This window comes from Microbacterium sp. bgisy189 (genome assembly GCF_057707225.1).
In genome coordinates, this window is record NZ_JBYIPT010000016.1 from 1 (window position 1) to 24,053 (window position 24,053).

At 70.0% G+C, this 24,053-nt stretch carries 22 protein-coding genes; 9 read left to right on the forward strand and 13 right to left on the reverse strand.

What is annotated here, in order from left to right:
- Both AC3ENX_RS14300 and AC3ENX_RS14305 read right to left on the reverse strand, forming a co-directional pair.
- The coding region (locus AC3ENX_RS14300) for a DUF3558 domain-containing protein (RefSeq protein WP_488184917.1) at positions 1–1,026 on the reverse strand (1,026 nt) is incomplete at its 3' end.
- An 82-nt stretch (positions 1,027–1,108) separates the two neighbouring features.
- Entirely contained in the window at positions 1,109–1,603 is a 495-nt protein-coding gene (locus AC3ENX_RS14305) for an Lrp/AsnC family transcriptional regulator (RefSeq protein WP_434812413.1), read from the reverse strand.
- A gap of 115 nt (positions 1,604–1,718) precedes the next feature.
- On the opposite strand from AC3ENX_RS14305, the gene AC3ENX_RS14310 reads away from it, so the two are divergent.
- Positions 1,719–2,924, forward strand: coding sequence for a trans-sulfuration enzyme family protein (locus AC3ENX_RS14310; RefSeq protein ID WP_434812414.1), 1,206 nt, complete (start codon positions 1,719–1,721; stop codon positions 2,922–2,924).
- Positions 2,925–3,012: 88 nt separating this feature from the next.
- Here AC3ENX_RS14310 and ispG read toward each other — a convergent pair whose 3' ends face one another.
- Positions 3,013–4,164, reverse strand: coding sequence for a flavodoxin-dependent (E)-4-hydroxy-3-methylbut-2-enyl-diphosphate synthase (ispG, locus tag AC3ENX_RS14315; protein ID WP_434812415.1), 1,152 nt, complete (start codon positions 4,162–4,164; stop codon positions 3,013–3,015).
- A 193-nt stretch (positions 4,165–4,357) separates the two neighbouring features.
- On the opposite strand from ispG, the gene AC3ENX_RS14320 reads away from it, so the two are divergent.
- Entirely contained in the window at positions 4,358–6,235 is a 1,878-nt protein-coding gene (locus AC3ENX_RS14320) for a chorismate-binding protein (RefSeq protein WP_434812416.1), read from the forward strand.
- 49 nt (positions 6,236–6,284) lie between these two features.
- Here AC3ENX_RS14320 and AC3ENX_RS14325 read toward each other — a convergent pair whose 3' ends face one another.
- The gene (locus AC3ENX_RS14325; protein WP_434812417.1) at positions 6,285–7,589 is read right to left on the reverse strand and encodes a M50 family metallopeptidase; all 1,305 of its coding nucleotides are present in this window, start codon (positions 7,587–7,589) and stop codon (positions 6,285–6,287) included.
- Between the two features lie 75 nt (positions 7,590–7,664).
- Between AC3ENX_RS14325 and AC3ENX_RS14330 the strand changes: the two genes are divergently transcribed.
- The 3 genes from AC3ENX_RS14330 to AC3ENX_RS14340 all read left to right on the forward strand — a co-directional run bounded on the left by AC3ENX_RS14330 (position 7,665) and on the right by AC3ENX_RS14340 (position 10,698).
- Positions 7,665–8,243, forward strand: coding sequence for a hypothetical protein (locus AC3ENX_RS14330; protein ID WP_434812442.1), 579 nt, complete (start codon positions 7,665–7,667; stop codon positions 8,241–8,243).
- A gap of 58 nt (positions 8,244–8,301) precedes the next feature.
- Complete coding sequence (locus AC3ENX_RS14335) at positions 8,302–8,991, forward strand: DUF1775 domain-containing protein (RefSeq protein ID WP_434812418.1); 690 nt, start codon at positions 8,302–8,304, stop codon at positions 8,989–8,991.
- A 69-nt stretch (positions 8,992–9,060) separates the two neighbouring features.
- Positions 9,061–10,698: a Mur ligase family protein gene (locus AC3ENX_RS14340; RefSeq protein WP_434812419.1), complete on the forward strand. Its 1,638-nt coding sequence runs from the start codon at positions 9,061–9,063 to the stop codon at positions 10,696–10,698.
- 48 nt (positions 10,699–10,746) lie between these two features.
- On the opposite strand, the gene dxr is transcribed toward AC3ENX_RS14340, so the two are convergent.
- Positions 10,747–11,829 (reverse strand): 1-deoxy-D-xylulose-5-phosphate reductoisomerase, encoded by a 1,083-nt coding sequence (dxr, locus tag AC3ENX_RS14345; protein ID WP_434812420.1) that lies wholly within the window; start codon positions 11,827–11,829, stop codon positions 10,747–10,749.
- 64 nt (positions 11,830–11,893) lie between these two features.
- Positions 11,894–12,838 (reverse strand): FKBP-type peptidyl-prolyl cis-trans isomerase, encoded by a 945-nt coding sequence (locus AC3ENX_RS14350; protein ID WP_434812421.1) that lies wholly within the window; start codon positions 12,836–12,838, stop codon positions 11,894–11,896.
- A 171-nt stretch (positions 12,839–13,009) separates the two neighbouring features.
- Between AC3ENX_RS14350 and AC3ENX_RS14355 the strand changes: the two genes are divergently transcribed.
- Complete coding sequence (locus AC3ENX_RS14355) at positions 13,010–13,735, forward strand: lysophospholipid acyltransferase family protein (protein WP_434812443.1); 726 nt, start codon at positions 13,010–13,012, stop codon at positions 13,733–13,735.
- A 9-nt stretch (positions 13,736–13,744) separates the two neighbouring features.
- On the opposite strand, the gene AC3ENX_RS14360 is transcribed toward AC3ENX_RS14355, so the two are convergent.
- Positions 13,745–14,215: an OsmC family protein gene (locus tag AC3ENX_RS14360; RefSeq protein ID WP_434812422.1), complete on the reverse strand. Its 471-nt coding sequence runs from the start codon at positions 14,213–14,215 to the stop codon at positions 13,745–13,747.
- A 53-nt stretch (positions 14,216–14,268) separates the two neighbouring features.
- Between AC3ENX_RS14360 and AC3ENX_RS14365 the strand changes: the two genes are divergently transcribed.
- Together AC3ENX_RS14365 and ald are read left to right on the forward strand one after the other, a co-directional pair.
- Positions 14,269–15,258: an asparaginase gene (locus AC3ENX_RS14365; protein ID WP_434812423.1), complete on the forward strand. Its 990-nt coding sequence runs from the start codon at positions 14,269–14,271 to the stop codon at positions 15,256–15,258.
- A gap of 30 nt (positions 15,259–15,288) precedes the next feature.
- Positions 15,289–16,404, forward strand: a complete 1,116-nt coding sequence (ald, locus tag AC3ENX_RS14370; protein ID WP_434812424.1) for an alanine dehydrogenase — start codon at positions 15,289–15,291, stop codon at positions 16,402–16,404.
- Between the two features lie 20 nt (positions 16,405–16,424).
- Here the strand turns inward: ald and AC3ENX_RS14375 are convergent, their stop codons facing one another.
- The 3 genes from AC3ENX_RS14375 to AC3ENX_RS14385 all read right to left on the reverse strand — a co-directional run bounded on the left by AC3ENX_RS14375 (position 16,425) and on the right by AC3ENX_RS14385 (position 20,812).
- A complete protein-coding gene (locus tag AC3ENX_RS14375; protein WP_434812425.1) occupies positions 16,425–19,142 on the reverse strand; it encodes an FtsK/SpoIIIE domain-containing protein in 2,718 nt (905 codons plus the stop codon).
- Positions 19,143–19,208: 66 nt separating this feature from the next.
- Positions 19,209–19,997 carry a PP2C family protein-serine/threonine phosphatase gene (locus tag AC3ENX_RS14380; protein ID WP_434812426.1) on the reverse strand — a complete coding sequence of 263 codons (789 nt, stop codon included), beginning with the start codon at positions 19,995–19,997 and terminating at the stop codon, positions 19,209–19,211.
- 122 nt (positions 19,998–20,119) lie between these two features.
- Positions 20,120–20,812, reverse strand: coding sequence for a large exoprotein (locus AC3ENX_RS14385; RefSeq protein ID WP_434812427.1), 693 nt, complete (start codon positions 20,810–20,812; stop codon positions 20,120–20,122).
- 204 nt (positions 20,813–21,016) lie between these two features.
- On the opposite strand from AC3ENX_RS14385, the gene AC3ENX_RS14390 reads away from it, so the two are divergent.
- Positions 21,017–21,478 carry a DUF4282 domain-containing protein gene (locus AC3ENX_RS14390; protein WP_434812428.1) on the forward strand — a complete coding sequence of 154 codons (462 nt, stop codon included), beginning with the start codon at positions 21,017–21,019 and terminating at the stop codon, positions 21,476–21,478.
- Between the two features lie 5 nt (positions 21,479–21,483).
- Here the strand turns inward: AC3ENX_RS14390 and AC3ENX_RS14395 are convergent, their stop codons facing one another.
- The 3 genes from AC3ENX_RS14395 to atpD all read right to left on the reverse strand — a co-directional run bounded on the left by AC3ENX_RS14395 (position 21,484) and on the right by atpD (position 24,038).
- Positions 21,484–22,233 (reverse strand): YaaA family protein, encoded by a 750-nt coding sequence (locus AC3ENX_RS14395; RefSeq protein WP_434812429.1) that lies wholly within the window; start codon positions 22,231–22,233, stop codon positions 21,484–21,486.
- A 91-nt stretch (positions 22,234–22,324) separates the two neighbouring features.
- A complete protein-coding gene (locus tag AC3ENX_RS14400; RefSeq protein WP_434812430.1) occupies positions 22,325–22,585 on the reverse strand; it encodes a F0F1 ATP synthase subunit epsilon in 261 nt (86 codons plus the stop codon).
- Between the two features lies 1 nt (position 22,586).
- On the reverse strand, positions 22,587–24,038 hold the full coding sequence (gene atpD, locus AC3ENX_RS14405) for a F0F1 ATP synthase subunit beta (protein ID WP_434812431.1): 1,452 nt from the start codon (positions 24,036–24,038) through the stop codon (positions 22,587–22,589).
- Positions 24,039–24,053 lie beyond the last annotated feature (15 nt).

Consider the following 24,053-nt stretch of genomic DNA (forward strand, 5'->3'; position numbering starts at 1 on the left):
GCGCTCCAGGATCTCGTGCGCGACCTCGACCGGCTCGTCCTTGTCGAGTGTCATCATGACGACATTCACGCCGTCGGTCGCGTAGAGCGCCGTCGAGTACGTGGCCGACAACTGCAGCGCTTCGGAGGCACCCGCGATCGTCGCGGGCTCCATCCCCTCGACGGCAGCCAGTGCGTCCCACTGCCAGGCAGCGCCGGGGGCGACAACGGGCGTGAGGATGTAGTGCCCACCGTCGGGTGCAGCACCATCGCTCGTGTTCGCCGGACAGATCGCCTGCACGGAGGCGGAACGCAACAGCGTCTCTTCGGGCTGCACGTTGCCCTCCCAGTAGCCGTTCCGGTACGCGCCGATGAGCTCCTGGAGCGCGATCTCGTCGTTGAGCGCTTCGCAGTCCGGCACGGGCCACCATTCCTCGGTCCTGTCCGCAGCAACACCGTCGAACGAGCCGCTCGTCGTTGTCGCGACGGCGTCGATCGTCGCTTCGAGCACCTGTACGGGAGGCTCGTCGAAGTCGCGGGCAGCGGTGGCCATGATCCACACGTCGTCCACGGCCGCAGCGAGGCGGCACAGCGTCACGTCGTAGGAGGGATCGCATCGCGCTTCGGAGAAGTCTGCGGCGAAGTCGTCCGGCACCGACGCTGCGGGCAGCACCATCACGTCGAGCTTCTCGAGTTCGTCCTCGCCCTCCGACCACCATGCGCATTCGAGTCCGCCGAGCGTACCCACCGTGTCGACCTCCGCGACGAGCACCTGCTGGGGGTCCCACGCCTGGAGCTGCTCCTCGAACGGCACCCACCCCGCGCCGAGCAGCTCGTCGAGCTGGGCGTCCGTGAGCACCTGCGTGCAGTCCCCACCGAACGGGACGGTCGGTTCCCGCACCACCTCGGCCGTCGGCGTGGGCGTCGACGTCGCGCTCGGCGCGGTGTCGGTACCGGTCTGCGCGGGCGCGGGCGCCGAGGCGCACCCCGCGAACAGGCCCGCAGCAGCGATGGCGACAAGGGCGGCGGCAAGGTGTCGGCATCTCATGCCCCCATGCTGACACGGCCGCGCCCGGAATCACCGCGCGCGGAAGCAACGATCCGATCACGCCCATGCCGTCAGCGGAATATCAAGGCGCGCCGATCACCCTCGGAAGCGGCCCGACCCCCTCACGTCGCTCGAACACGAGATGCGTCTCCGTCGTGAGGACGACCTCGTGGACGGTGATGTGCTCGAGGACGACGTCACGGAGGGCGACGGCATCCTCGACCGCGACATGGACGAGGAAGTCATCGGCACCCGCCACGTGGAAGACCTCGATCACGCCCGGCGTTCGCACCAGCGCGTCGAAGAGCGCATCCACTCCTGCTTCGGTGTGACGGCCCAGTCGCACGCGGATCACCGCCTGCAGCGGCAACCCGAGGGCCGCCGGGTCGATGCCCATGCGAACGCCGGTGAGCACGCCGCGGGTACGCAGCGAGCGCAGCCGATACGCACACGTCGATTCGGGGATGCCGAGGTCTGCGGCGAGCGCAGCATTCGACCGCCGGGGCCCTCGCACGAGCGCCGAGAGCAGCCGCAAGTCGAGATCGTCGAGTCCCGCAGGTGATTGAGGATCCGGCAAGATGGGGCCCTTCGTCGGGTGTGATTCTGATGAATCCGCAGATCCATAAGATCTCCTGGCACAAAGTCGACATGAGCCCTGGTGAGTTTCTGCGTTCTCGCTCATTCTGGTCCGCATGAACGCGCACCACCACCCCGACACCGTAGCCGTCCACGCCGGCAGGGCCGACCTCACCGAACTCGGCGTGCACGCACCGCCGATCGACCTGTCGTCGACGGCTCCGTTGCCCGGGCTGCTGTCGGGAGGTGACTCTTACGAGACGCTCGCGACAGGAGGTGTGCCGTTCGCCGGCGGCAGCACGGTGTACCAGCGGCTGTGGAACCCGACGGTCGCCCGTTTCGAGGACGCCCTTGCCGAACTCGAGGGTGCGGACGCGGCGGTGGCCTTCGCGTCGGGCATGGCCGCGTTCACGGCGGCGATCCTCGCCCACACCACGTCGGTCGGCCGTCCGCACGTGGTCGCCGTCCGCCCGCTGTACGGCGGCAGCGACCATCTGCTCGCCTCGGGGCTGCTCGGCACCCAGACGACCTTCTGCACCGCTGACGAGGTGGCGGCCGTTCTTCGACCCGAGACCGGGCTGGTCGTCGTCGAGACCCCCGCCAACCCCACTCTCGACCTCGTCGATATCTCGCTCGTCGTGGCTGCGGCCGGCGCGGTCCCGGTGCTGGTCGACAACACCTTCGCGACCCCCGTGCTGCAGAACCCCCTCGACCACGGCGCGGCCATGTCGCTGCACAGCGCGACCAAATACCTCGGTGGGCACGGCGATGTCGTCGGCGGCGTCATCGCGTGCGAAGACGAGACGGCAGCTGCGCTGCGGCGCGTGCGAGCCATCACCGGCGCGTTGCTGCATCCCCTCTCGGCGTACCTGTTGCACCGCGGCCTGCCGACCCTGCCCGTCCGGGTTCGGGCGCAGCAAGCCTCTGCGGCGCGCATCGCCGCGTGGCTCAGCACGCACCCCGGCGTCGCGGAGGTCTTCTATCCCGGGACGACCGGGTCACCGCTCATCGGCACGCAGATGCGCGGCGGCGGCGCGATGATCGCGGCACGCCTGCACGGCGGCTTCGCGGCAGCCGCCCAGGTGACGGAGGCGACGCGCCTGTTCACCCACGCCGTCTCGCTCGGCGGCGTCGACTCGCTCATCCAGCATCCCGCGGCGCTCACGCACCGCCCCGTTGCCACCGACGCGAAGCCCGGCGACGACATCGTGCGCCTGTCGATCGGGCTGGAGCACGTCGACGACCTCATCGCCGACCTGGCCACGGCACTCGACGCGGCGCACACGACCGCGACGACGGCTGCCGCAACAGCGCTCGCGTGACGCCGACGCAGGAAAACTCACGAGAACAGGACGATCGGGGCCGGATCCTCCTGTTCTCGTGAGATCTCCTGTCTTCGCGCGGAGCCTGTCAGCTGGTGACGACCTGCGCCGTTCCGACCGGGGCGTCGGGTCCCATTTCGTCGGCGATGCGGTTGGCCTCTTCGATGAGCGTCTTGACGATCTCAGCTTCAGGCACGGTCTTGATGACCTCTCCCTTGACGAAGATCTGACCCTTGCCGTTGCCGGAGGCGACGCCGAGATCCGCTTCACGCGCTTCGCCGGGCCCGTTGACGACGCAGCCCATGACCGCCACCCGCAGCGGAACGGTCATGTCCTTGAGGCCTTCGGTGACGTCGTCGGCGAGCGTGTACACGTCGACCTGCGCACGGCCGCAGGACGGACACGAGACGATCTCGAGCTTGCGCTCACGCAGGTTCAGCGACTGCAGAATCTGGTGGCCGACCTTCACCTCTTCGGCGGGCGGCGCCGACAAGGAGACACGGATCGTGTCACCGATGCCTTCAGACAGCAGGATGCCGAAGGCGGTCGCGCTCTTGATCGTGCCCTGGAAGGCGGGCCCGGCCTCGGTGACGCCGAGGTGCAACGGCCAGTCGCCCCGCTCGGCGAGCATCCGGTACGCCTTCACCATGACGATCGGATCGTTGTGCTTGACCGAGATCTTGAAGTCGTGGAAGTCGTGCTCTTCGAACAGCGACGCCTCCCAGACGGCGCTCTCCACGAGTGCTTCGGGGGTCGCCTTGCCGTACTTCTCGAGCAGACGCCTGTCGAGCGAGCCGGCGTTGACGCCGATGCGCAACGAGACTCCGGCATCCTTGGCAGCCTTCGCGATCGCGCCGACGTTGCCGTCGAATTCGCGGATGTTGCCGGGATTCACCCGCACCGCGCCGCACCCGGCGTCGATGGCCTGATAGATGTACCGCGACTGGAAGTGGATGTCGGCGATGACCGGAATCTGGCTCTTCTTCGCGATGATGTGCAGCACGTCGGCGTCTTCGGGACGCGGCACGGCCACACGCACGATCTCGCAGCCGGATGCCGTCAACTCGGCGATCTGCTGCAACGTCGCGTTGATGTTGTGGGTCGGCGTCGTGGTCATCGACTGCACGCTGACGGGCGAGTCGCTGCCGACCCCGACACTGCCGACCTTGATCTGACGCGTCTTGCGACGGGGAGCGAGGGTTTCAGGGACCTTCGGCATCCCGATGTTGACTGCTGGCACGCTCCTAGCCTACGACCGCACGGCTGGAGGCGGGCTGTCATCAGCCTTGGCCCGCGCGCCGCTGTGATAGTTTCGGCGGCATGTCCGCGAACCTCACCTGGTGGCTCACCGCATAGGCGGTGTGTTCGCGACGACTCGACACTGACCGCCCCGGCGGCCTGTGGATCGAGGCCGCCTTGACGAAAGACCGACGATGACCGGTTCCCCGCTGCTGGCCTCTCTCGCAGCCGCTGACGCCCCGTTCGCCCTGCTCGCCCGTGACGGCAGCACCGTCGAGGTGCTCACCGGCGATGTGGTCGACGTCGACCTGCTCGCCGACATCCCGCTCACTGCACCGGATGGCACCGCGCGCGAAGTGCTCGCGCTCGTCCCGTTCCGCCAGGTCGTCGAGCGCGGCTTCGAGTGCCACGACGACCACGCGCCGCTGCGCTGCCTCGTGGTCAGCGAGCACACCTCGGTCCCGCTCGACGATGCCCTCGTGTCGCTGCCGAGCGCACCGGTTGCGCTGCAGGATGCCGGCTTCGACATCGCCGACGACGACTACGCGCAGATCGTGCGCCGCGTCATCGCCGACGAGATCGGTCGTGGCGAAGGCGCGAACTTCGTCATCCGCCGTGACTTCACCGCCGACGTCGCGACCGACCCCGTCACAGCCGGGCTCACGTGGTTCCGCGCGCTGCTGGAGCACGAGCGCGGCGCGTACTGGACATTCCTCGTGGTCACACCCGGGCACGTCGCGGTCGGCGCGAGCCCCGAAGCACACGTGAGCGCGCAAGATGGCGTCGTCACGATGAACCCCATCTCGGGCACCTTCCGCCACCCCGCCGGAGGTGCGACGGCAGAGACGCTCACCGAATTCCTCTCTTCAACGAAGGAGACCGAGGAACTGTTCATGGTGGTCGACGAAGAGCTCAAGATGATGTCGGCGGTCTGCTCAGACGGCGGCAGGATCACCGGGCCGCATCTGAAAGAGATGTCGCGGCTCACACACACCGAGTACATGCTGCGCGGACACAGCACGATGGACCCGCGTGACATCCTGCGCGAGACGATGTTCGCGCCGACCGTCACCGGCTCCCCCATGCAGAACGCGTGCACCGTCATCACCCGCCATGAGGGCTCCCCGCGCGGCTACTACTCGGGCGTCGCTGCCCTGTTCACGCCGCGCCCCGACGGCACGCACGACCTCGACGCACCCATCCTCATCCGCACCGCCTACCTGCAGGACGGCACGCTCCGGGTGCCGGTCGGCGCCACGCTCGTGCGGCACTCCGACCCGTACGGCGAGGTCAGCGAGACCCACGGCAAGGCGGCCGGCGTGCTGGGTGCGATCGGCGCCGTCGAGCGCGATGTGATCCCGACCACCGCGGACGACGAGGACGCTCCGGCGGCCGAGCCGCGACGCCTCGCCGACGACCCGCAGGTCGCCGAGCTGCTCGCCTCGCGCAACGCCCGCCTCGCACCGTTCTGGCTCGAAGAGCAGGGTGGCTCGGCCGGCCGGTTCGCGGGCAGGTCTGCGCTCGTCGTCGACGCCGAGGACCGGTTCACGACGATGCTCGCCCACCAGTTGCGCCACCTGGGCTTCGACGTCACGATCGCCCATTGGAGCGAAGCCGCTGACGTCACGGGGCCCGACCTCGTCGTCGCCGGCCCCGGCCCCGGCGACCCGCGCGATGGCTCGAACCCGCGCATCGCGCGCATGCGCGAGGTCGTCGGCACGCGACTGGATGCCGGCACACCCCTGCTCGCGGTGTGCCTGAGCCATCAGATGCTCGCCGACCGCCTCGGCATCGCGCTCGAACCGCTCGCCGCGCCGCACCAGGGGCTGCAGAAGCAGGTCGACGTGTTCGGGGAGCCGGCATCCATCGGCTTCTACAACACGTTCACGGCGCGCGTCGCCCCGGGCACGACGACGGTCGACGGCACCGAGGTCGCAGCCGACGCCGCCTCAGGCGACGTCTACGCCCTGCGTGGTGACGGGTACGCGTCGATCCAGGGCCACCTGGAGTCGATCCTTTCGCGCGACGGACTCACGACACTCGAGCGGCTCATCGCGCACGCGCTGGCCTGAGCGCGTTTCGTCTCGATCGCTGCGCTCGCTCGCTCAACGGCCGTGAGCGTCAACCGAACAGTGCGACGGGGTTGAAGACGTCGGCGAGGATCAGGATGCCGCCCATCACGACGAGGGCGATGACGACGACGAAGGTACCCGGCACGAGCTTCGTGGCATCCACCGGCTTCGGCGGCGGGCGACGGAACAGCTTCGCCCAGGCACGCTTGATGCCGTCCCACAGCGCGACGACGACATGGCCGCCGTCCAACGGCAGCAGCGGGATGAGGTTGAAGACGAACAGCGCGATGTTGAGCGACCCGAGCAAACCCAGGATCGCCGAGACCCGGTTGAGGATGGGCGCGTCGATCGCGGCGACCTCACCCGCGATGCGTCCGGCACCAACGACCGACAGCGGTCCGTTGGGGTCGCGGTCCTGACCGGTGAAGAGGTCGACGGCGGTCTCGTAGACGCGAACCGGCAGCTGCACCATGATGCCTGCCACCCGCTCGGTCTGCTCCCACGCGGCGACCGGCCCTTCCCAGATCGGCTGCGGCTCATACGCGCTCACGGCCGTCATCCCGACGAAGCCGACCTCGGCGGTCGTGACGGTGCCGTCCTCCGCAGCGACCTCGCGTTCGGCAAGGGTCGGCGTCACCTGCAGCGGCACCGACTCGCCGTCGCGTTCGACGACGATCTCGAGACTGCGGCCCGGCGCGTCCTGGATGATCGCCGACGCCTCGGCGAACGTGGAGACCTCGATGCCGTCGACCGACACGAGCACGTCGCCGGGCAGGATGCCGCCGGCCTTGGCCGGCGATGCCGGGTCGTCGGCCGTGCACTCGGTGCGATCGGCGCCGGCGGACAGCACGCACTCGCTGACCGATGCGATCGTCGTGGTGGCCGTCTGCACGCCGATCCCGCTCAGCATGATCGTGAACAGCACGATCGCCAGCACCAGGTTCATGAGCGGGCCGCCGAGCATGACGATCACCCGCTGCCAGACCGGCAACTCGTAGAAGGCACGCTTGGTGTCGCTGGCGACGAGGGTCTCGTCGTTCGCGTCACGCGCGTCCTGCACCATCGTGGCGAAGAAGCCGCCGCCGGCGCGGCCCTCTCCGTCGGCGCGCTTCGGCGACGGCGGGTACATGCCCGACATCGAGATGTAGCCGCCGAGCGGCAGCGCTTTGAACCCGTATTCGGTCTCGCCGAACTTCCTCGACCACAGCGTCGGGCCGAACCCGATCATGTACTGGCCGACCCGCACGCCGAACGCCTTGGCCGGGGCGAGGTGGCCGATCTCGTGCAACGCGATCGAGACGGCGAGTCCCACGACGAGGACGACGACGCCGATGATGAAAGCGAGCACGGTCACAAGGGGCCACGCTAGCGGCTGCGCCTTTGAGTTCGCTCAGCTTCGGCGGCGATTAGGCTCGTGGGCGTGGATCGGATGACGCAGCGTCAGACGCGCGCACTGCGCGGCGTCGCGGCGACCGTCGTGGCCACTCTGCTCGCGGCCACCGCCCACACCCTCTCCGGCGGCCACGTGCCGCCGCCGTGGCTCGTCGTGACCGTCATCGCCCTCGCGAGCCCTGTCGCCGTTTGGCTCGTCGGCCGCCGACCCTCCACGCTCGGAACCGGTGCCGCAGTCGCCCTCGCCCAGGCCGTGCTGCACACGGCGTTCGCCGTCGTGGGCGACGCATCACCGGTGCTCGCCACCACGGCTCTGCACGCGCACGGCTCGACGACGATTCCGGCCGCTGCAGCCCATGCCGCAGTCGTTCCGGACGGAGGCATGGTCTTCGGACACGTCGTCGCCGCGCTCATCACCGCCGCCACCGTCGTGTACGGCGAGCGCATCGCGGCGGCGATCGCCCGGGGACTGCGACGCCTCGTCACAGCACCCGTCATCCCGGCGCCGCACATCACGCCTCGTCCTGGTTCCGCGCCCGAGCCGCTTCTGCGCACGGCCGCACGGGTCCACCTGTCCGCACTCTCTCGTCGGGGCCCGCCCGCTCACGCCTGCTGAGCGATACCCACCCCTTTCGGGCGCGTTCACCGCGCCCACCCCGACAGAGAGCACACGCATGACCACCACCACCCGCACACGCTCGCGCGCCCGCCTCATCGCCGGCTCCGTCGCCGGACTCGCCCTCGCCGCCGCCGCTCCACTGGCAGCGTCCGCCCACGTGCACGTCGCCCCGGGCGACGCCCCGGCCGGCGCCACGACCCGGCTCGACTTCTCGTTCAGTCACGGCTGTGACGGCGCCGCGACCACCGCGATCATCGTCGACGTCCCCGAAATCGTCGACGGCCTGACCCCCGTCCTCGACGGCGCGTGGACGATCTCGCGTGAGCTGGGTGACGACGGCATCCCGACCCGCGTCGTCTACACCGCCGCGACGCCCGTCGAGGACGGTGTGGCCGCTTCGGTCGCAATGGATGTCATCTTCCCGCAGTCAGCAGCCGACACCGGCGTGCCGTTCCCCGTTACGCAGCAGTGCGGCGATGCCCAGACGGCTTGGGTCGAGGTCGCCGAAGACGGGCAGGATGCCGACGACCTCGAGGCGCCGGCACCCGTGGTCGCCGTCGGCGCGGTCGCCGAAGACACCGAAGGACACGGCCACGACTCCGGCGATGCGGAAGCGACGCCGGAGACGCACCAAGCAGACACAGTGACGACGACGGACGACCCCGTCGCCCGCTGGCTCGCCGGTGGAGCGCTCGTCGCTGCACTTGCGGCGCTCGTCGTCGCATTGCTGCGCCGACGCGCCTGATCGATCGCGGCCGGGAGGCGGCGGCGTCCTCCCGGCCGCGACGGCAGGAGGTGAGAGGATGGATGGGCCATGCCCACTGATTCCCCGCACCTGCCGCCCGTGCTCCGTCCCGAGCACCCGCCGCAGCGATCGCTCGCCGAACTCGTCGACCGTTTCGCCCTGCACGTCGACGGCGACGTGACCGATGTGACCCTCACCGGCATCACGCTGGCGACCGCCGATCTGCGTCCGGGCGAGGCGTTCGTCGCGATCCGCGGCGTCAACCGTCACGGCGCCGAACTGGCTGCGACCGCCGCCGAGAAGGGCGCTGTCGCGATCATCACCGACGCAGCCGGCGCCACCCTCGCCGCCGGCTGCGGTGTGCCCGTGGTCGTCGTCGACGACCCGCGGGCACGACTCGGCGCGCTGTCGGCGTGGGTGTACCGCACCGATGTCGATCTGCCGCTGCTGCTGGGCACGACGGGCACCAACGGCAAGACGAGTGTGTCGCACCTGCTCTCCGGCATCCTCGACCAATTGGGCGTGGTCTCGGGACTGTCATCCACCGCCGAGCGCCACATCGCCGGCGAGGTCATCGTCTCCCGGCTCACGACGCCCGAGGCGTCCGAGTTCCACGCGCTCCTCGCGCTCATGCGCGAGCGCGGTGTCGAGGCCGTCGCCGTCGAGGTGAGTGCGCAGGCGCTCTCGCGTCACCGGGTCGACGGCATCGTGTTCGACGTCGCCGGTTTCACGAACCTCAGCCACGACCACCTGGACGACTACGCCGACATGGCGGAGTACTTCGAGGCGAAGATGCCGCTGTTCCGGCCCGACCGGTCGCGTCGCGCTGTGATCTGCCTCGACTCCGCCGCGGGTGTCGACGTGGCGGCGCGGTCCGAAGTGCCGGCGATCACGATCATCACGCCGGCGATCGCCGACCACCCCGAGACTCCCGCAGACTGGACCGTCGACATCGTCGACGAACGGCAGGACGGCACCGAGTTCACCCTGCGTCACACTGACGGGCGCTCGCTCACCACGACCGTCCCCGTCATCGGCCGGCACATGGCGGCGAACTCGGGCCTCGCGATCCTCATGCTGCTCGAGGGCGGCTACAGCTGGGAGCGCCTCGTCGAAGCCCTCGACGGTGGACGCATCGACGCGCACCTGCCGGGACGCACGCAACGCGTCTCGGGCGACGACGGCCCCGCCGTGTACGTCGACTTCGGGCACTCCCCCGACGCGTTCGAGAAGACCCTCGCTGCCGTGCGTCGCGTGACGCCGGGCCGCGTGCTGATGCTGTTCGGTGCCGACGGCGACCGCGATGCCACGAAGCGGCACGACATGGGGCGCACGGCTGTGGAGGGCAGCGACATCCTCATCGTCACCGATCACCACCCGCGCCACGAGAACCCCGACACGATCCGCGCGACCCTGCTCGAAGGTGCACGGCGCGCCCGACCGGATGCCGAGATCCACGAGTATTCGCCCCCGGAGCGCGCGATCATCGAGGCCGTCAAGCTCGTCGGTGAGGGAGACGCGATCCTGTGGGCCGGTCCCGGCCACCAGGACTACCGCGACATCCGCGGCGTCCGCACGCCGTACTCGGCCCGCGAACTCTCCCGTCGCGCTCTTCGCGACGCAGGTTGGTCAGTGCCGGAGCCGTCGTGGCCGGTGCCGTACCCCGACGACATCACGCCGTCGTCGGACCCCGAACGCCCCGCCTGACGACGCGTTTCGTCTCGCTGCGCTCGCTCAACGACCGGGCTGCGCTCGTCAACGCCGGGCGATCCGCTGGTCGGCGGTGCGCCGCGCCCACGCTTCGGCGTCGGACAGCGCCGCGCGGGTGAGTGACGCCGGCGCGTCGTGCGCGTCGACGACGGCGGCGACCGTGTCGAGGATGCCGAGGAAGCCGAGCCGTCCCTCGTGGAACGCGTCGACGGCCTGTTCGTTGGCCGCGTTGAAGACGGCGGGGTAGGTGCGCCCGGCCGAACCCACCTGCTTGGCCAGCGCGACCGCGGGGAACGCCTCGTCATCGAGTGGCTCGAACGTCCACGACGTCGCCGCCGTCCAGTCCAGCGGCACCCCGACGCCGGGGACGCGGTGCGGCCAGTCCAGGCCGAGCGAGATGGGCAGTCGCATGTCGGGCGGTGAGGCCTGCGCGAGCGTCGACCCGTCGGAGAATTCGACCATCGAGTGCACGATCGACTGCGGGTGGACGACGACGTCGATCTCGCTGTACGGCACGTCGAACAGCAGGTGCGCCTCGATGACCTCGAGTCCCTTGTTGACGAGGGTCGCCGAGTTGGTGGTGACGACGCGGCCCATGTCCCACGTGGGGTGGGCGAGCGCCTCGGCCGGGGTGACCGCGGCGAGTTCGTCTCGTCGGCGACCGCGGAACGGCCCGCCCGAGGCCGTCAGCACGAGGCGTCGCACCTCGTCACGGGTTCCCGAGCGCAACGCCTGCGCAAGTGCGGAATGCTCGGAGTCGACGGGCACGATCTGCCCGGGCGCGGCGAGCGCCGTCACGAGGTCACCGCCGACGATCAGCGACTCCTTGTTGGCGAGCGCGAGTGTGCGCCCGGACTCGAGTGCCGCGAGGGTGGGGCCGAGTCCGACTGAACCGGTGATGCCGTTGAGCACCACGTCGGCGTCGACGTCGCGCACCAGCTGCTCGGCCTCGTCGGCGCCGAGCGCGGTGTGCTCGACGCCGAACTCGGCTGCCTGCGCGGCCATGGCGTCGGCGTTGCTGCCGGCCGAGAGTCCCACGACCTCGAAGCGGTCGCGTCGGTCACGAATGACATCCAGCGCCTGCGTCCCGATCGAACCGGTGGAGCCGAGGATCAGGACGCGACGCATGAGGCCAGCCTAGCGACGCGAAGCCACAGGCCGGTCCGCGACGGCTGTCACTGGGCCTGTGCCGTCACTGGGTCTGTGTCGCCGTCTGCGCGCCGAGGATGTCGATCACGAAGACGAGCGTCTCGCCCACGAGGTCGTCGGCGTTGATCTCACCCTCGCCGTAGCCCGCAGCCGGTGGGATGACGACGATCACCTGCGAGCCGACGGGCTGCCCGACGATCGCCTGCTGGAAGCCTTCGATGAACTGCATCGGGCCGATGTATGGGCTGCCGCTCTCCCACGTGTCGCCGCCTTCGAAGACCTCGCCGGTCGACCAGCGAGCACCACGGAACTGGATGAGGAGGTTGTCGCCCTCCTGCACCTCGTAGCCGTCGCCCTTCGTCAACACCGCGATCTCGGTCTCGGTCGGCGCGTCGGTCTCGGGCACCGTGATCGTCGGCGTGCCGTCTTCGGCCAGCTCGACCGTCGGCATGCCCTCGACGGGCTCCTGCTCCTCACCCCAGGCAGCAGTCGGCACGACCGACAGCAGGTCGAGGACGTAGACCTCGGATGCGACGGTCTCGTCGGCCGGGAATGCGGCGACCACGCGGCTGCCGACCGTGCTGCACCCGAAGACCTGGCTGAACACGGTTCCCTCGGTGATCTGCGTCGGCAGGATCTGGCCGGGCTCGTAGCCCATCGACGTGAGCTCCTCGCCTGACTCGGCGTCGTACGCCGTCAGGGTGTACGCGATGAAGTCGCCGACCGCGATCTGGTCGCCGTCGCCCGCTTCGAGCGTCGTGACCTGCAGTTCGGACACCTCCAACGGCGCCTCGAACGTCGCCGTCGCCGCCTCGCCGACGGCACCTTCGACGGTGACCGACTCGGACGCCTCGCCCGATGCGGCCTGACCCGCGCACAGCGCACTGGAGGTCTCCTCGGCCGGGGCTTCGGTCGTTCCCGAGCAGCCCGCCAGGAGCAGGGCCGACACGGCGGCGACGGACAGGACGGTCAGGCGACGAAGACGCACAGAGATACCTCGCAAAGATGGGGGTGGTGTCGTCCCATCCTGCCGTAGGTTCCTTCAGATTGCGCTGTGAAGGGCCCATGCGCGGCGACGCATGGGTTCGGGGGTACCCTCGTCAGAGTGACCGAGCAGCCGACGCCCGCCCCCGAGGAGCAGTCGACACCCGAGGCAGACATCTCCGGCGTCGGTGCCACGTACTTCATCAGCCGCGGCGTGCTCGTCCCCCTCGCCCGCCTGTTCTACCGCCCGCGCATCGAAGGTCGCCGGAACATCCCCCGCAAGGGACCGGTGATCCTCGCCAGCAACCACCTGTCGTTCATCGACTCGTTCGCGATCCCGATGTTCGCCCCACGCCCGGTCTACTTCCTCGCGAAGTCGTCGTACTTCGACGGCAAGGGGATGCGCGGCTGGATCAGCAGGCAGTTCTTCACGGCGATCGGCGCGACGCCGGTGGAGCGAGGAGCCGGACAGGCGGCGCTGGACGCGCTGGATCAGCAGCGGCGGATCCTGGCATCCGGGCGTGCGATCGCGCTCTACCCTGAGGGCACCCGCTCGCTCGACGGTCGCCTCTACAAGGGCCGCACGGGGGTCGCGTTCCTCGCGCTCGAGACCGGTGCCAAGGTGGTGCCGGTCGGCCTCAGCGGCACGAACGAGATCATGCCGGTGGGTGCGAAATGGCCGCGCATGTCGCCCCGCGTGACGATCCGCTACGGCGAGCCGCTCGACCTGTCCCACCACGGTCCCGCCTCGTCAGGACGCGCACGGCGCGGCGCGACCGACGAGATCATGGCGGCGATCCACGCCCTGTCGGGCCAGGAGCTCGCGAACACGTACAACGAGGTTCCCGCGCAGAATCCGGTGGACCGGCTCCGGCAGGTCCTCCCCCACGAGCGACGCTGAACGCGCCCCTCAGCCGACGAGGACTTCGGCTTCGTGGCGCACCGGGAAGTTCACCGAGTTCGCGATGAAGCACCACGCGTTCGCCTGCGCGTGTGCGGCGACGGCGGCGTCGATCATCGACGGGTCGGCGACGGTGACACGCGGACGCAGGACCACTTCACGGAAGGCGCCACCACCCCGACCGTCGAGGATCATCGTGCCGGTCGCCTCGTCGCGGTACGAGGTGACGACGACGCCCGCCTCGACGCACGCGTGCAGATACGACAGCAGGTGGCACTCCGACAGGGCCGCCATGAGCAGGTCCTCGGGATTCCACTTCTCGCGGTCGCCCCGGAATGGTCGATCGGCCGATGCCTCGAGCTGCGGTTTGCCGTCTACCGCGATCGTGACCGACCGATCGTAGTCGCGATAGCCGCTCGTACCGGTGCCCCGGTTGCCGGTCCACACACTCTGTACGGCGTAGCGGTGTTCCCCGATCATGCGCACAGTCTCGCACGGGTTCACGACACCGGCCTCCCCGGTAGGCTGGCCGGGTGGCGCAGACCTTCTCCGTACCCGACGCAGTCGAACTCGCCGTCGTCGAACGCAGCGGCTTCGTCGAGTCCCGTCACAGCGGCAGCGCGATCGTGCTGGATGCCGACGGCGTCGTACAGCGCACCCTCGGCGACGTCGAGGCCCCGATCCTGCCTCGCTCCAGCCTGAAGCCCCTGCAGGCCTTGGGCTGTCTGACGGCCGGCGCCGAGCTGGACGGCGAGCGCCTCGGGCTCGCGACGGCGAGCCACTCCGGCACCGATCGCCATGTCTCGGTGGTCCGCAGCATCCTCGACCTCGCCGATCTCGACGAGTCCGCGCTGGGCTGCCCCGCAGCGTGGCCCGGCGACACGGCGACGCGCGACGAGATGGTACGCGAGCTCGGTCAGCCACAGGCAATCCGCATGAATTGCTCCGGCAAGCATGCGGCGATGCTGCTGGCATGCCGCGCGAACGGCTGGGACACCGCGACCTACCTCGACGTGACCCACCCGCTGCAGGCGCACATCCGTGAGGTGATCGAGCGGCTCACCGGCACCAAGACGACCACCGTCGCGATCGACGGCTGCGGCGCGCCCGTGTACACGATGAGCCTGTCCTCCCTCGCCCGAGCCGTGCACCGCATCGGCACGTCGTCGGAGCGCTCCCCGTTCGCGCTCCACCGCGCCGCGGGGACCCTCGTGCGCACGGTGCGGGAGCACCCGTGGACGATCGACGGCCCCGATCGCCCCGACACCGTCGCGATCGAGTCGCTCGGCGTGTTCGCGAAGGGCGGCGCCGAGGGCGTCATGGTGATGGTCGCACCCGACGGCACGACGGTCGCTTTGAAGACCCTCGACGGCAGTGGCCGCGTTGCCACGGCGGTCGCACTCACCCTGCTCGTGCGAGCCGGCGCCCTCCGGGCGGCCGACGTCGCACAGATGCTTCCCCGACTTCCGCTGTCGATCTCCGGCGGCGGGCAGGATGTCGGCGCGATCCGGCCGACGGTGTAGCCGCCCCACAAGGGCCAGAAAGGACCATCAATGAAGATCGGCGTTCCTACAGAGGTCAAGAACAACGAGTACCGGGTCGCCCTGACACCGGCCGGTGTGCACGACCTCGTCGTTGCCGGGCATGAGGTGCTCGTGCAGTCCGGGGCGGGCACAGGCTCGTCGATGACGGATGCCGAGTACTCGGCGGCCGGTGCCGAACTCATCGACGGCGCGGACGACGTGTGGGCCCGGGCGGAACTGCTCCTCAAGGTCAAAGAGCCCATCGAGAGCGAGTACCGACACTTCCGCGACGACCTGGTGCTGTTCACCTACCTGCACTTGGCCGCCGATCGACCCCTGACGGAGCGCCTGGTCGCCGATGGCGTGACGGCGATCGCCTACGAGACCGTGCAGGGCGTGGGCGGCGGGCTGCCGCTGCTGGCGCCCATGAGCGAGGTCGCCGGGCGCCTGGCGCCGATGGTCGGCGCGAGCACCCTGATGCGCTCTGCCGGTGGACTCGGACTGTTGATGTCGGGCGTTCCGGGGACGCGACCGGCGACGGTGACTGTCATCGGCGGCGGTGTCGCCGGGTCGAACGCGGCCGTCATCGCGGTCGGCATGGGTGCCGATGTGACCGTCTTCGACACGAACGTCGCCCGGTTGCGGTACCTCGACGACCACTTCCAGGGGCGCGTGAAGACGGCGGCATCCAACCCGCTCGATCTCGATCGCGCCGTGATCGCCAGCGACCTCGTCATCGGTTCGGTGCTCATCCCCGGAGCGAAGGCGCCGAAGCTCGTGACGAACGAGACGGTCAGCCGCATGCGTCCGGGGTCGGTGCTCGTCGACATCGCCGTCGATCAGGGCGGCTGCTTCGAGGACACCCGCCCCACGACCCACGCCGACCCGACGTTCACAGTGCACGAGAGCGTCTTCTACTGCGTCGCGAACATGCCGGGCGCCGTCCCGAACACCTCGACGTCGGCGCTCACGAACGCAACGCTGCCATACGTGCGTGCGATCGCCGGGCGCGGGTGGCGTGAGGCGCTGCGGGCGGATGCCGGACTCGCGGGCGGTCTGAACACGACAGCAGGCGTCGTCGCCAACGCGGGCGTCGCGTCGGCACACGGGCTCGCGGCCGTCTCGACGGCCGACGCGCTCGCCTGACAGGCCGCGGTGCCGGTGCATCACCCGTCGATCCGGATGCGACGCGCCGGCTCATCGGGTTCGGCCAGCCATGCCCGTCCCGCACCGGGCATGGCATAGGGAGGCAGCTCGCGCCGTCCGGTGACGGTGCGGTATTCGCCGGCGCATGCGGTGTCGATGATGAGCGACGCCTCAGCCCGCGCTCGGGTCAGCAGCGGCCATTGCGCGAGCCACATCTCCGGCGTGCCCCACACCGCAGGGGCCTCCGCCGCCGCGGGGTCGTCGACAGCCACACACCCGTGCTGCGCAGCCAGTGCGCGCCCACGCGGCCCCGGCGGCAGGACGAATGCACGCGGGCCGTCCGGGCGTGCTGACGCCGTCGGGGCGTCAGCGGACCGATGCGGCGTCGGCGTGCCCTCGTCCGTCCATGCGAACTGCACGAGTCGGCGTCCGAGGCGGACGCGACCCGGCGTCACGCCGTCGAGGTGGTCAGCGCCCTCGCCACCGGCGGCGACATGGTCGGCGCGGCTCGCGAGTGCCAAGAGCGCGCGGTGCGGCAGCAGGTCTGCGATACGCCCGACACCGCCCGTCACGCGCTGCACGGCGATCACCATACGGATCCCCCGTCCGTGGGCTTCGCGAACACGGGCTTCGAGTTCGCTCAGTGCGGCGGCTCGGTGCTCCTCCGGCCACCGCGACAGGAGGACGTCGAGATCGTCGATGAGCACCACTGTGCCGCGCGCGAGCACGGCGATACCTTCCAGGGCGTCCCAGCCGGCCTCACCGTCGGTGGGGACGACGTGGGCGCGCGTCGCCTGCGCGGCGATCGTGCGAAGCGCTGCGGAGCGCCCTGTGCCCGCCGCTCCGACGATCAGGAGCCCGGTGGCAGGGAGTGTCACCAGCGGCTGCGCCTGGCGATCCGGTTCGTCGGCGACACCGAGCACGATCTCCTCGGCGTCTCCGGGCGCCACCCGTGCCCGCAGATCGGCGAGCGGGATCATCGCCGGCAGCGCGGGCAGCCACGGCGCCCGCGCGCGCGGTGCGGTGCAGCCGGCAGCGACACCGGCGACCGTGGCCGTGGCAGTGGTCGCGATGCGCACCCGCACGGGTGCGTCGTCGGCCGGTCGTCGCACCAGCGCAACGCCGCGCGCCTCACGAGTGCCGGGCAGTTCGGCAGCGGCCGCCGTGCCGAGCACGGCACGGGAGTCCCCCGCGTCGGCGACCCGCAACGCGATCCGGAGCGGCGCATTGGCCAGCAGTGCATCCCGGAACACGCCTGCGGCGCGTTGCGAGGCCAGCACGAGATGCATACCGAGCGCCCGCCCACGCGCCGCGACGTCGGCGAAGATCTCGTGCAACGAGGGGTGCGCGGCGACGAGCGCAGCGTATTCGTCGACGACGATCACGAGCCGACCGAGCGCTCCCTCGGCCTCTGCGACATCGCGGGCCCCTGCATCCCCGAGCACACGCTCGCGGAGCCTGATCTCAGCGCGCAGACTCTCGACGGCCCTGAGCGCGGCCGCTTCGTCCAGGTCGGTCAACACTCCGGTGACGTGCGGCAGTGCCGTCAGGTGGTCGAACGTGCGACCGCCCTTGAAGTCGACGAGCAGAAAGGACACCTCATCGGGCGAGCGCCTCCGCGCAAGGGAGACGACCCAAGTGGTGAGCAATTCGCTCTTGCCCGACCCGGTCGTGCCGATGACGATCGCGTGCGGTCCGTCTTCGACGAGGTCGACGGCAACCGGCGACCCGTCAGTCGCGCCGATCACGGCCCCGAGCGCGCCCGGTGCCGGCGCCGCCTGCAGTTCGTCGATCGTGACCGAGCGATCCTCACCCTGGCGCAACGACGCCTTCGCGCGGACGGCGAGGACCTGCGAGATGCGGTGCGCCTGCGCGACGGAGAGCGCCTCGACATCGACTTCGAGCGTGCTTCCCGCGTGATCCAGCCGTGCGCGTCCGGCATCGCCGAGGGTCAGTACGGCGCCGCAGCGGGGCGGCGGCGGTTCGCCCGCCTCGACCTGCACGACGACGATGTCGGCGTGTTCGGCGGGGGCTGAGCCTGCGCCGACGACCTGCACGAGCGCACCGTCGGCGCGAGCCGCATGCGGCGCCGCGACGAGCCATTCGGGCACGGCGGCGAGTCGGACGGCGCCGGGCGGGTGCGAGAGGCACAACTGCAGCACGAGGGCCCGGACGACCGCCGCCGTCGCGACCGCGGGGCCGACGACTGCGACCCCGACCGTGGGGTCGATCGTCACAGGAGCGGCCTCGAGCACACGGGCGCGCCGGCGGAGCCCACCGGCGGCATCCGCGTCGTCACCGCCGGTCACGCGGACCGCGCTCGGACCGGCGCCGGCGCCCACGACGAGCGTGCCTGAGCGGCCTGGCACGCTTCGCCAGATCTCGCTCGGATCGTGCAGGTACCCGGCGACGCCCGGCGTCCTCCCCCACGCACGAGTCCGCTCGACGTCGTGCCTGCGATCGAGTTCGGCACAGGCCTCCTCGAGTGCCTGACGCTGCTCGACCGCGGCGCGACGACGTTGTCGTCGAACACCGCGTTTGCCGTCGAGCATCGATGCGATGGCGAGCAGCGGGCCGAGCAGCGCGAACCAGAGCGCGAACGGTGACCCGGTGATCAGCCACAGAACGACGGCGCCGATCACCGGCGCGATCGCGGCGAGCACGGGCAGCGGGGGCCGCTGCGGCTCGGGCGGCGGGTCCGGAAGACGGATCGGTTCGTCGGCGTCGAGAGCGTACATCCACCCAGCAAACCGGCCCGCGGGCGGTGTGACGCGCCGCGCGGCATGTTCTGCGGAGAACCGTGCTCAGTCGGCGGCTGTGGAGGAGGCGGTGAGGTGCGCGTTGATGACGATGATCGTCACGTTGTCGCGCCCACCGTTCTCGAGCGCGGCCTCGAGCATGGCATCGACCGCCTCGGCGGGGTCTTCATGCTGCAGCAGGAAGTGCAGGATGCCGTAGTCGGTGAGCTCCTTCGTCAGCCCGTCGCTGCAGACCACGAATCGGTCGCCATCGACGATCTCGAGCCGGACGTAGTCGGGCACGACCCCGTCACTCGGCCCCACGGCGCGGGTGATGACATTGCCGTACGGGTGGTTCTCTGCCTCTTCGGGGCTGAGCCGTCCCGCAGCGATGAGCTCTTGCACGACCGAGTGATCGGTCGTCACCTGGGCGAGCGCCTCGTCGCGGAACAGGTAGACCCGCGAGTCGCCGATGTTGAGGGTGACCCACGTCGGCTCGTCACCGTTGTCGTCCAGGTAGACGCCCGTCACCGTCGTGCCGGTGCCGTCGTCGGTGGACTCGGGGTGGCTCGCGATGTCGTCGACGGCGCGCGCGAGCGCCTTCTCGATGGTCTTGGGCGTGATCGTGCCCTCGTCGACGACTGCGCGCAGGCGGGTGACCGCGCTGGTGCTCGCGATCTCGCCGCCGACGTGTCCGCCCATCCCGTCCGCGACGACGAACAGGGGAAACTCTGCCAGCACGGCGTCTTGATTGATGTCACGACGACGACCCCGGTGGGTCACCTCGGACCACTGCAGCTCGAGCGTTCCGTCCCCCAGAGGGACGGTCCGCGAGCGGGTGGCCGATTCGGGCACGCGATCACCCTCCTCGTTGTCGTCGGCGCGGCGCTCCCCCACTCTACCGTCGCAAGCGAGCGGGGACGGGAAGCACGAACCCCCGTCGGCGCAGAGCGGGGACGGGGGTTCGACGCGGGGACTCAGGCCTTGGGGGCCTCGGGGTCGGCCGGCGGCTCAGCGGCCGGCGGAGTGGATGCCGGCGGTGCGGGCGGTGCCGGGTTTGCAGGCGGCGCCGGCGGCGTCGTGCTCGCGGGCTCGGCCGGGGCAGCGGGCGCTGCCGGGGGCTGGTAGGCGGCGGGCGGCTGGTAGCCGGCCGGCGGAGCGGCACCCGTCGAGCCCTGCGAGGGAACGCCGTCCCAGACGGTGCTGTCGGCGAGGAAGCCGTTGCCCGCCCACGGAGCGGCCGGGACGGCGGTGTTCCAGGTCGACTTGTCGAAGGCGTTGATGCCGAGCCAGACGGGCGACAGGAAGATCCAGAGGATGACCCACGGGGTCTCCTTCTGCAGCTTGAGACCCACGCGCCACGCGGCCATGGCCATCACGACGGCCGGCAGCAGGACGATGATCTGGCCGAGCACCGGCACGGCGCCGAGCACGACTGCCGCGCCCCACGCGATGAGAGCGACCCACGGGCTCAGGTCACCGAGCTTGGTGAAGATCATGAAGTTGTAGATCGGCACCCACGCGCGCCACTTGCCCTGGACGCCCGCCTTTTCGAACACCTTCATGAGGAAGAAGGCGACGACGACGTAGACGAGGATGCCGACGAAGAAGAAGAAGAAAGCCAAGCCTGCGAGCATCGCGACTGCGGCGCTGTCATCTGTATAGCCCACGAGGACCTCCAGGATCGATCGATTGCGGGTCCCCCCCGCACAGGGCTCTGGCGGCCCCGCGACCCTCAGCCTAGCGAGAACGGCCCGCTGCGCGAGGAAATCCTGCGACTCGGGCGCGCCGCGCACTGCGGCCGGTACGGGCGGGGCGCTAGCCTGACGGTACGCGCCGCCCCCTCAGCACCGACGCGTCACGAAGGGATCGACATGAGCACCGACGACGGCCGCACCCCACCCCCGCCGCCCTCACAGCCCGCAGCGGAAGCTGCCGCGGCCGCCCCGATGACGGATCCCGACAACACCGGTGTGCCGACGTCGACCGGCGGCGACCTGGGTGATGCGAGCGTCGGATTCATCCGAGCGCTGTTCGACATCTCGTTCCGCACGTTCATCACCCGCCGACTCGCGTCGGCGTTCTACGTCGTCGGATTGATCGCAATCGGCATCGCCTTCATCGTCTACTTCGTCGGAGGCCTCATCTCGGGCATCTCGGGTCTGTGGTGGAACGTCGGCGCCGGCCTGTCGCTCATCGTCACGACGCTCATCGTCGTGCCGATCGCAGCGTTCCTCGCGGTCGTCGTGCTGCGGTTCGCGATCGAGGGCGTGGTCGCCTTGATCGCGATCGCCGAGAACACCGAACGAACCGCCGAGAACACCCGTCGGGACTGATCGGTTCAGACGACCAGATCGAGTTCGCCCGGCGCCCCCGGGCGGACCGTCAGACCGGCATCCGTCGCCCACTTCACGAAGCCGGCGGCCGATGCGATCCGTGGCCTCGCGTGGGCGAGCGTTCGGACCAGATCTCCCTTCGCGTGCTTGTTGAAGTGGTTGAGGGCTCGTGCCGTCCCGTCGGCACCCTCCGTGACCACACGGAGGTAGGCCGTCGGCACCCCGGCGGGGACAGGACCGAGGGCGGCGTACGCCTCGGAGCGCAGGTCGAGCACGAACCGCGGTGCCGCCGCCGCGAGCGCCTCGGTCACCGCGCCCGCCCAATGACGACGCAGTGGCGCGAGCCCCGGCAGTGAGACTCCTGCCGCGAGGCGATACGGCGGGATCCGGTCGAGGGCCGCGACCGGCCCGAACGGCGCGGAGTGGATCAGCACGTGCGCGCCGAGCCAACGCCGGGCGGTGCCGTCGAGCGTTGCCGCGTCGAGCGCGTCGAACAGGACGCCGGTGTACCGGTCGACGGCCGGCATGCCCGGCGCGGTACGCAGCGCCGCATTGTCGGCGATCTCGCCGCGCTGGCGCTCGGAGAGCTTGAGCACCCGGGCGGCTGCGTCTTCGTCGGCTGCCAGCGCGACAAGCGCATCGATGACGGCGGTCCGTGGCGCAGCCAACGTCGGAAGAGCGAGTGCGTCCAGGCGCAGGGGCGCGCCGGTGCCGCCGGGACGCTTCGTCTCGGACGGGGGCAGCAGAATCAGCATCCGGGTGTCATCTCTCCCAAACGCAACCTCCCGCCCGAGACACCGTGGCGTCTGGGGCGGGAGGTTGCGTGACGATGGATCGTCGGGTCGTTCAGGACTGCAGCGCGGCGTGGCCGGCGACGATGGTGAGCTCGTCGCCCTCCATCGAGAGGAAGCCGTCGTTCGCCGTCGCGATCACCTTGGAGCCGTCGGTCTGCGTGATGCGGACCTGACCCTCGGCGAGAATCGCGAGAACGGGCTCGTGACCGGTCATGAAACCGATCTCGCCCTCGACGGTCTTGGCGACGACGAGGCTCGCCTCACCGCTCCAGACCTCCTCCTCGGCGGAGACGAGGGTGACCGTCAGAGCCATCTCAGCTGTTCTCCTTCTGGATCTGCGCCCACTTCTCTTCGACGTCGGAGATGCCACCGACGTTGAAGAACGCCTGCTCGGCGACGTGGTCGAAGTCACCCTTGACGATGGCGTCGAACGACTCGATGGTCTCCTTGATCGGAACCGTGGAGCCCTCGACACCGGTGAACTTCTTCGCCATGTAGGTGTTCTGCGAGAGGAACTGCTGGATGCGGCGCGCGCGCGAGACGACGATCTTGTCCTCTTCGGAGAGCTCGTCGACACCGAGGATCGCGATGATCTCCTGCAGTTCCTTGTTCTTCTGCAGGATCTGCTTCACGGCCGTGGCCACGCGGTAGTGGTCCTCACCGATGTAGCGCGGGTCGAGGATGCGGCTCGTCGAGGTGAGCGGGTCGATCGCGGGGTACAGACCCTTCGACGCGATCTCACGCGAGAGCTCGGTGGTCGCGTCGAGGTGCGCGAACGTGGTCGCGGGAGCCGGGTCGGTGTAGTCGTCGGCGGGGACGTAGATCGCCTGCAGCGACGTGATCGAGTGACCGCGGGTCGAGGTGATGCGCTCCTGCAGGATGCCCATCTCATCGGCCAGGTTCGGCTGGTAGCCCACGGCGGAGGGCATGCGGCCCAGCAGCGTGGAGACCTCGGAACCGGCCTGCGTGAAGCGGAAGATGTTGTCGATGAACAGCAGCACGTCCTGCTTCTGCACGTCGCGGAAGTACTCCGCCATCGTCAGCGCCGACAGGGCCACGCGAAGACGCGTCCCCGGCGGCTCGTCCATCTGGCCGAACACGAGGGCGGTCTTGTCGAAGACACCGGCCTCTTCCATCTCACCGATGAGGTCGTTGCCCTCACGGGTGCGCTCACCGACACCGGCGAACACCGACACACCACCGTGGTCCTGCGCGACGCGCTGGATCATCTCCTGGATGAGGACGGTCTTGCCGACGCCGGCACCACCGAACAGGCCGATCTTTCCACCCTGCACGTAGGGGGTCAGGAGGTCGATCGACTTGATGCCGGTCTCGAACATCTCGGTCTTCGACTCGAGCTGGTCGAAGCTCGGAGCCGAGCGGTGGATGCCCCAGCGCTCGGTGACCTCGATGGTCTCGCCCTCGGCCGCGTTGAGCACGTCACCGGTGACGTTGAAGACCTTGCCCTTGGTGACGTCGCCGACGGGGACCGTGATGGGGCCGCCGGTGTCGCGCACCTCCTGGCCGCGGACCATGCCGTCGGTCGGCTTGAGCGAGATGGCACGAACGAGGTCGTCACCCAGGTGCTGGGCGACCTCGAGGGTGATCTCGGTCGACTCGCCCGCGATCGTGATCGTGGTCTTCAGTGCGTTGTAGATGTCGGGAATCGAGTCGTGCGGGAACTCGATGTCGACGACGGGGCCGGTGACGCGCGCAACGCGACCGACGACCGTGGCCGTGGTGGCTTCGGCAGTGACGGTGGTCATTGTCTTCTCTTTCGT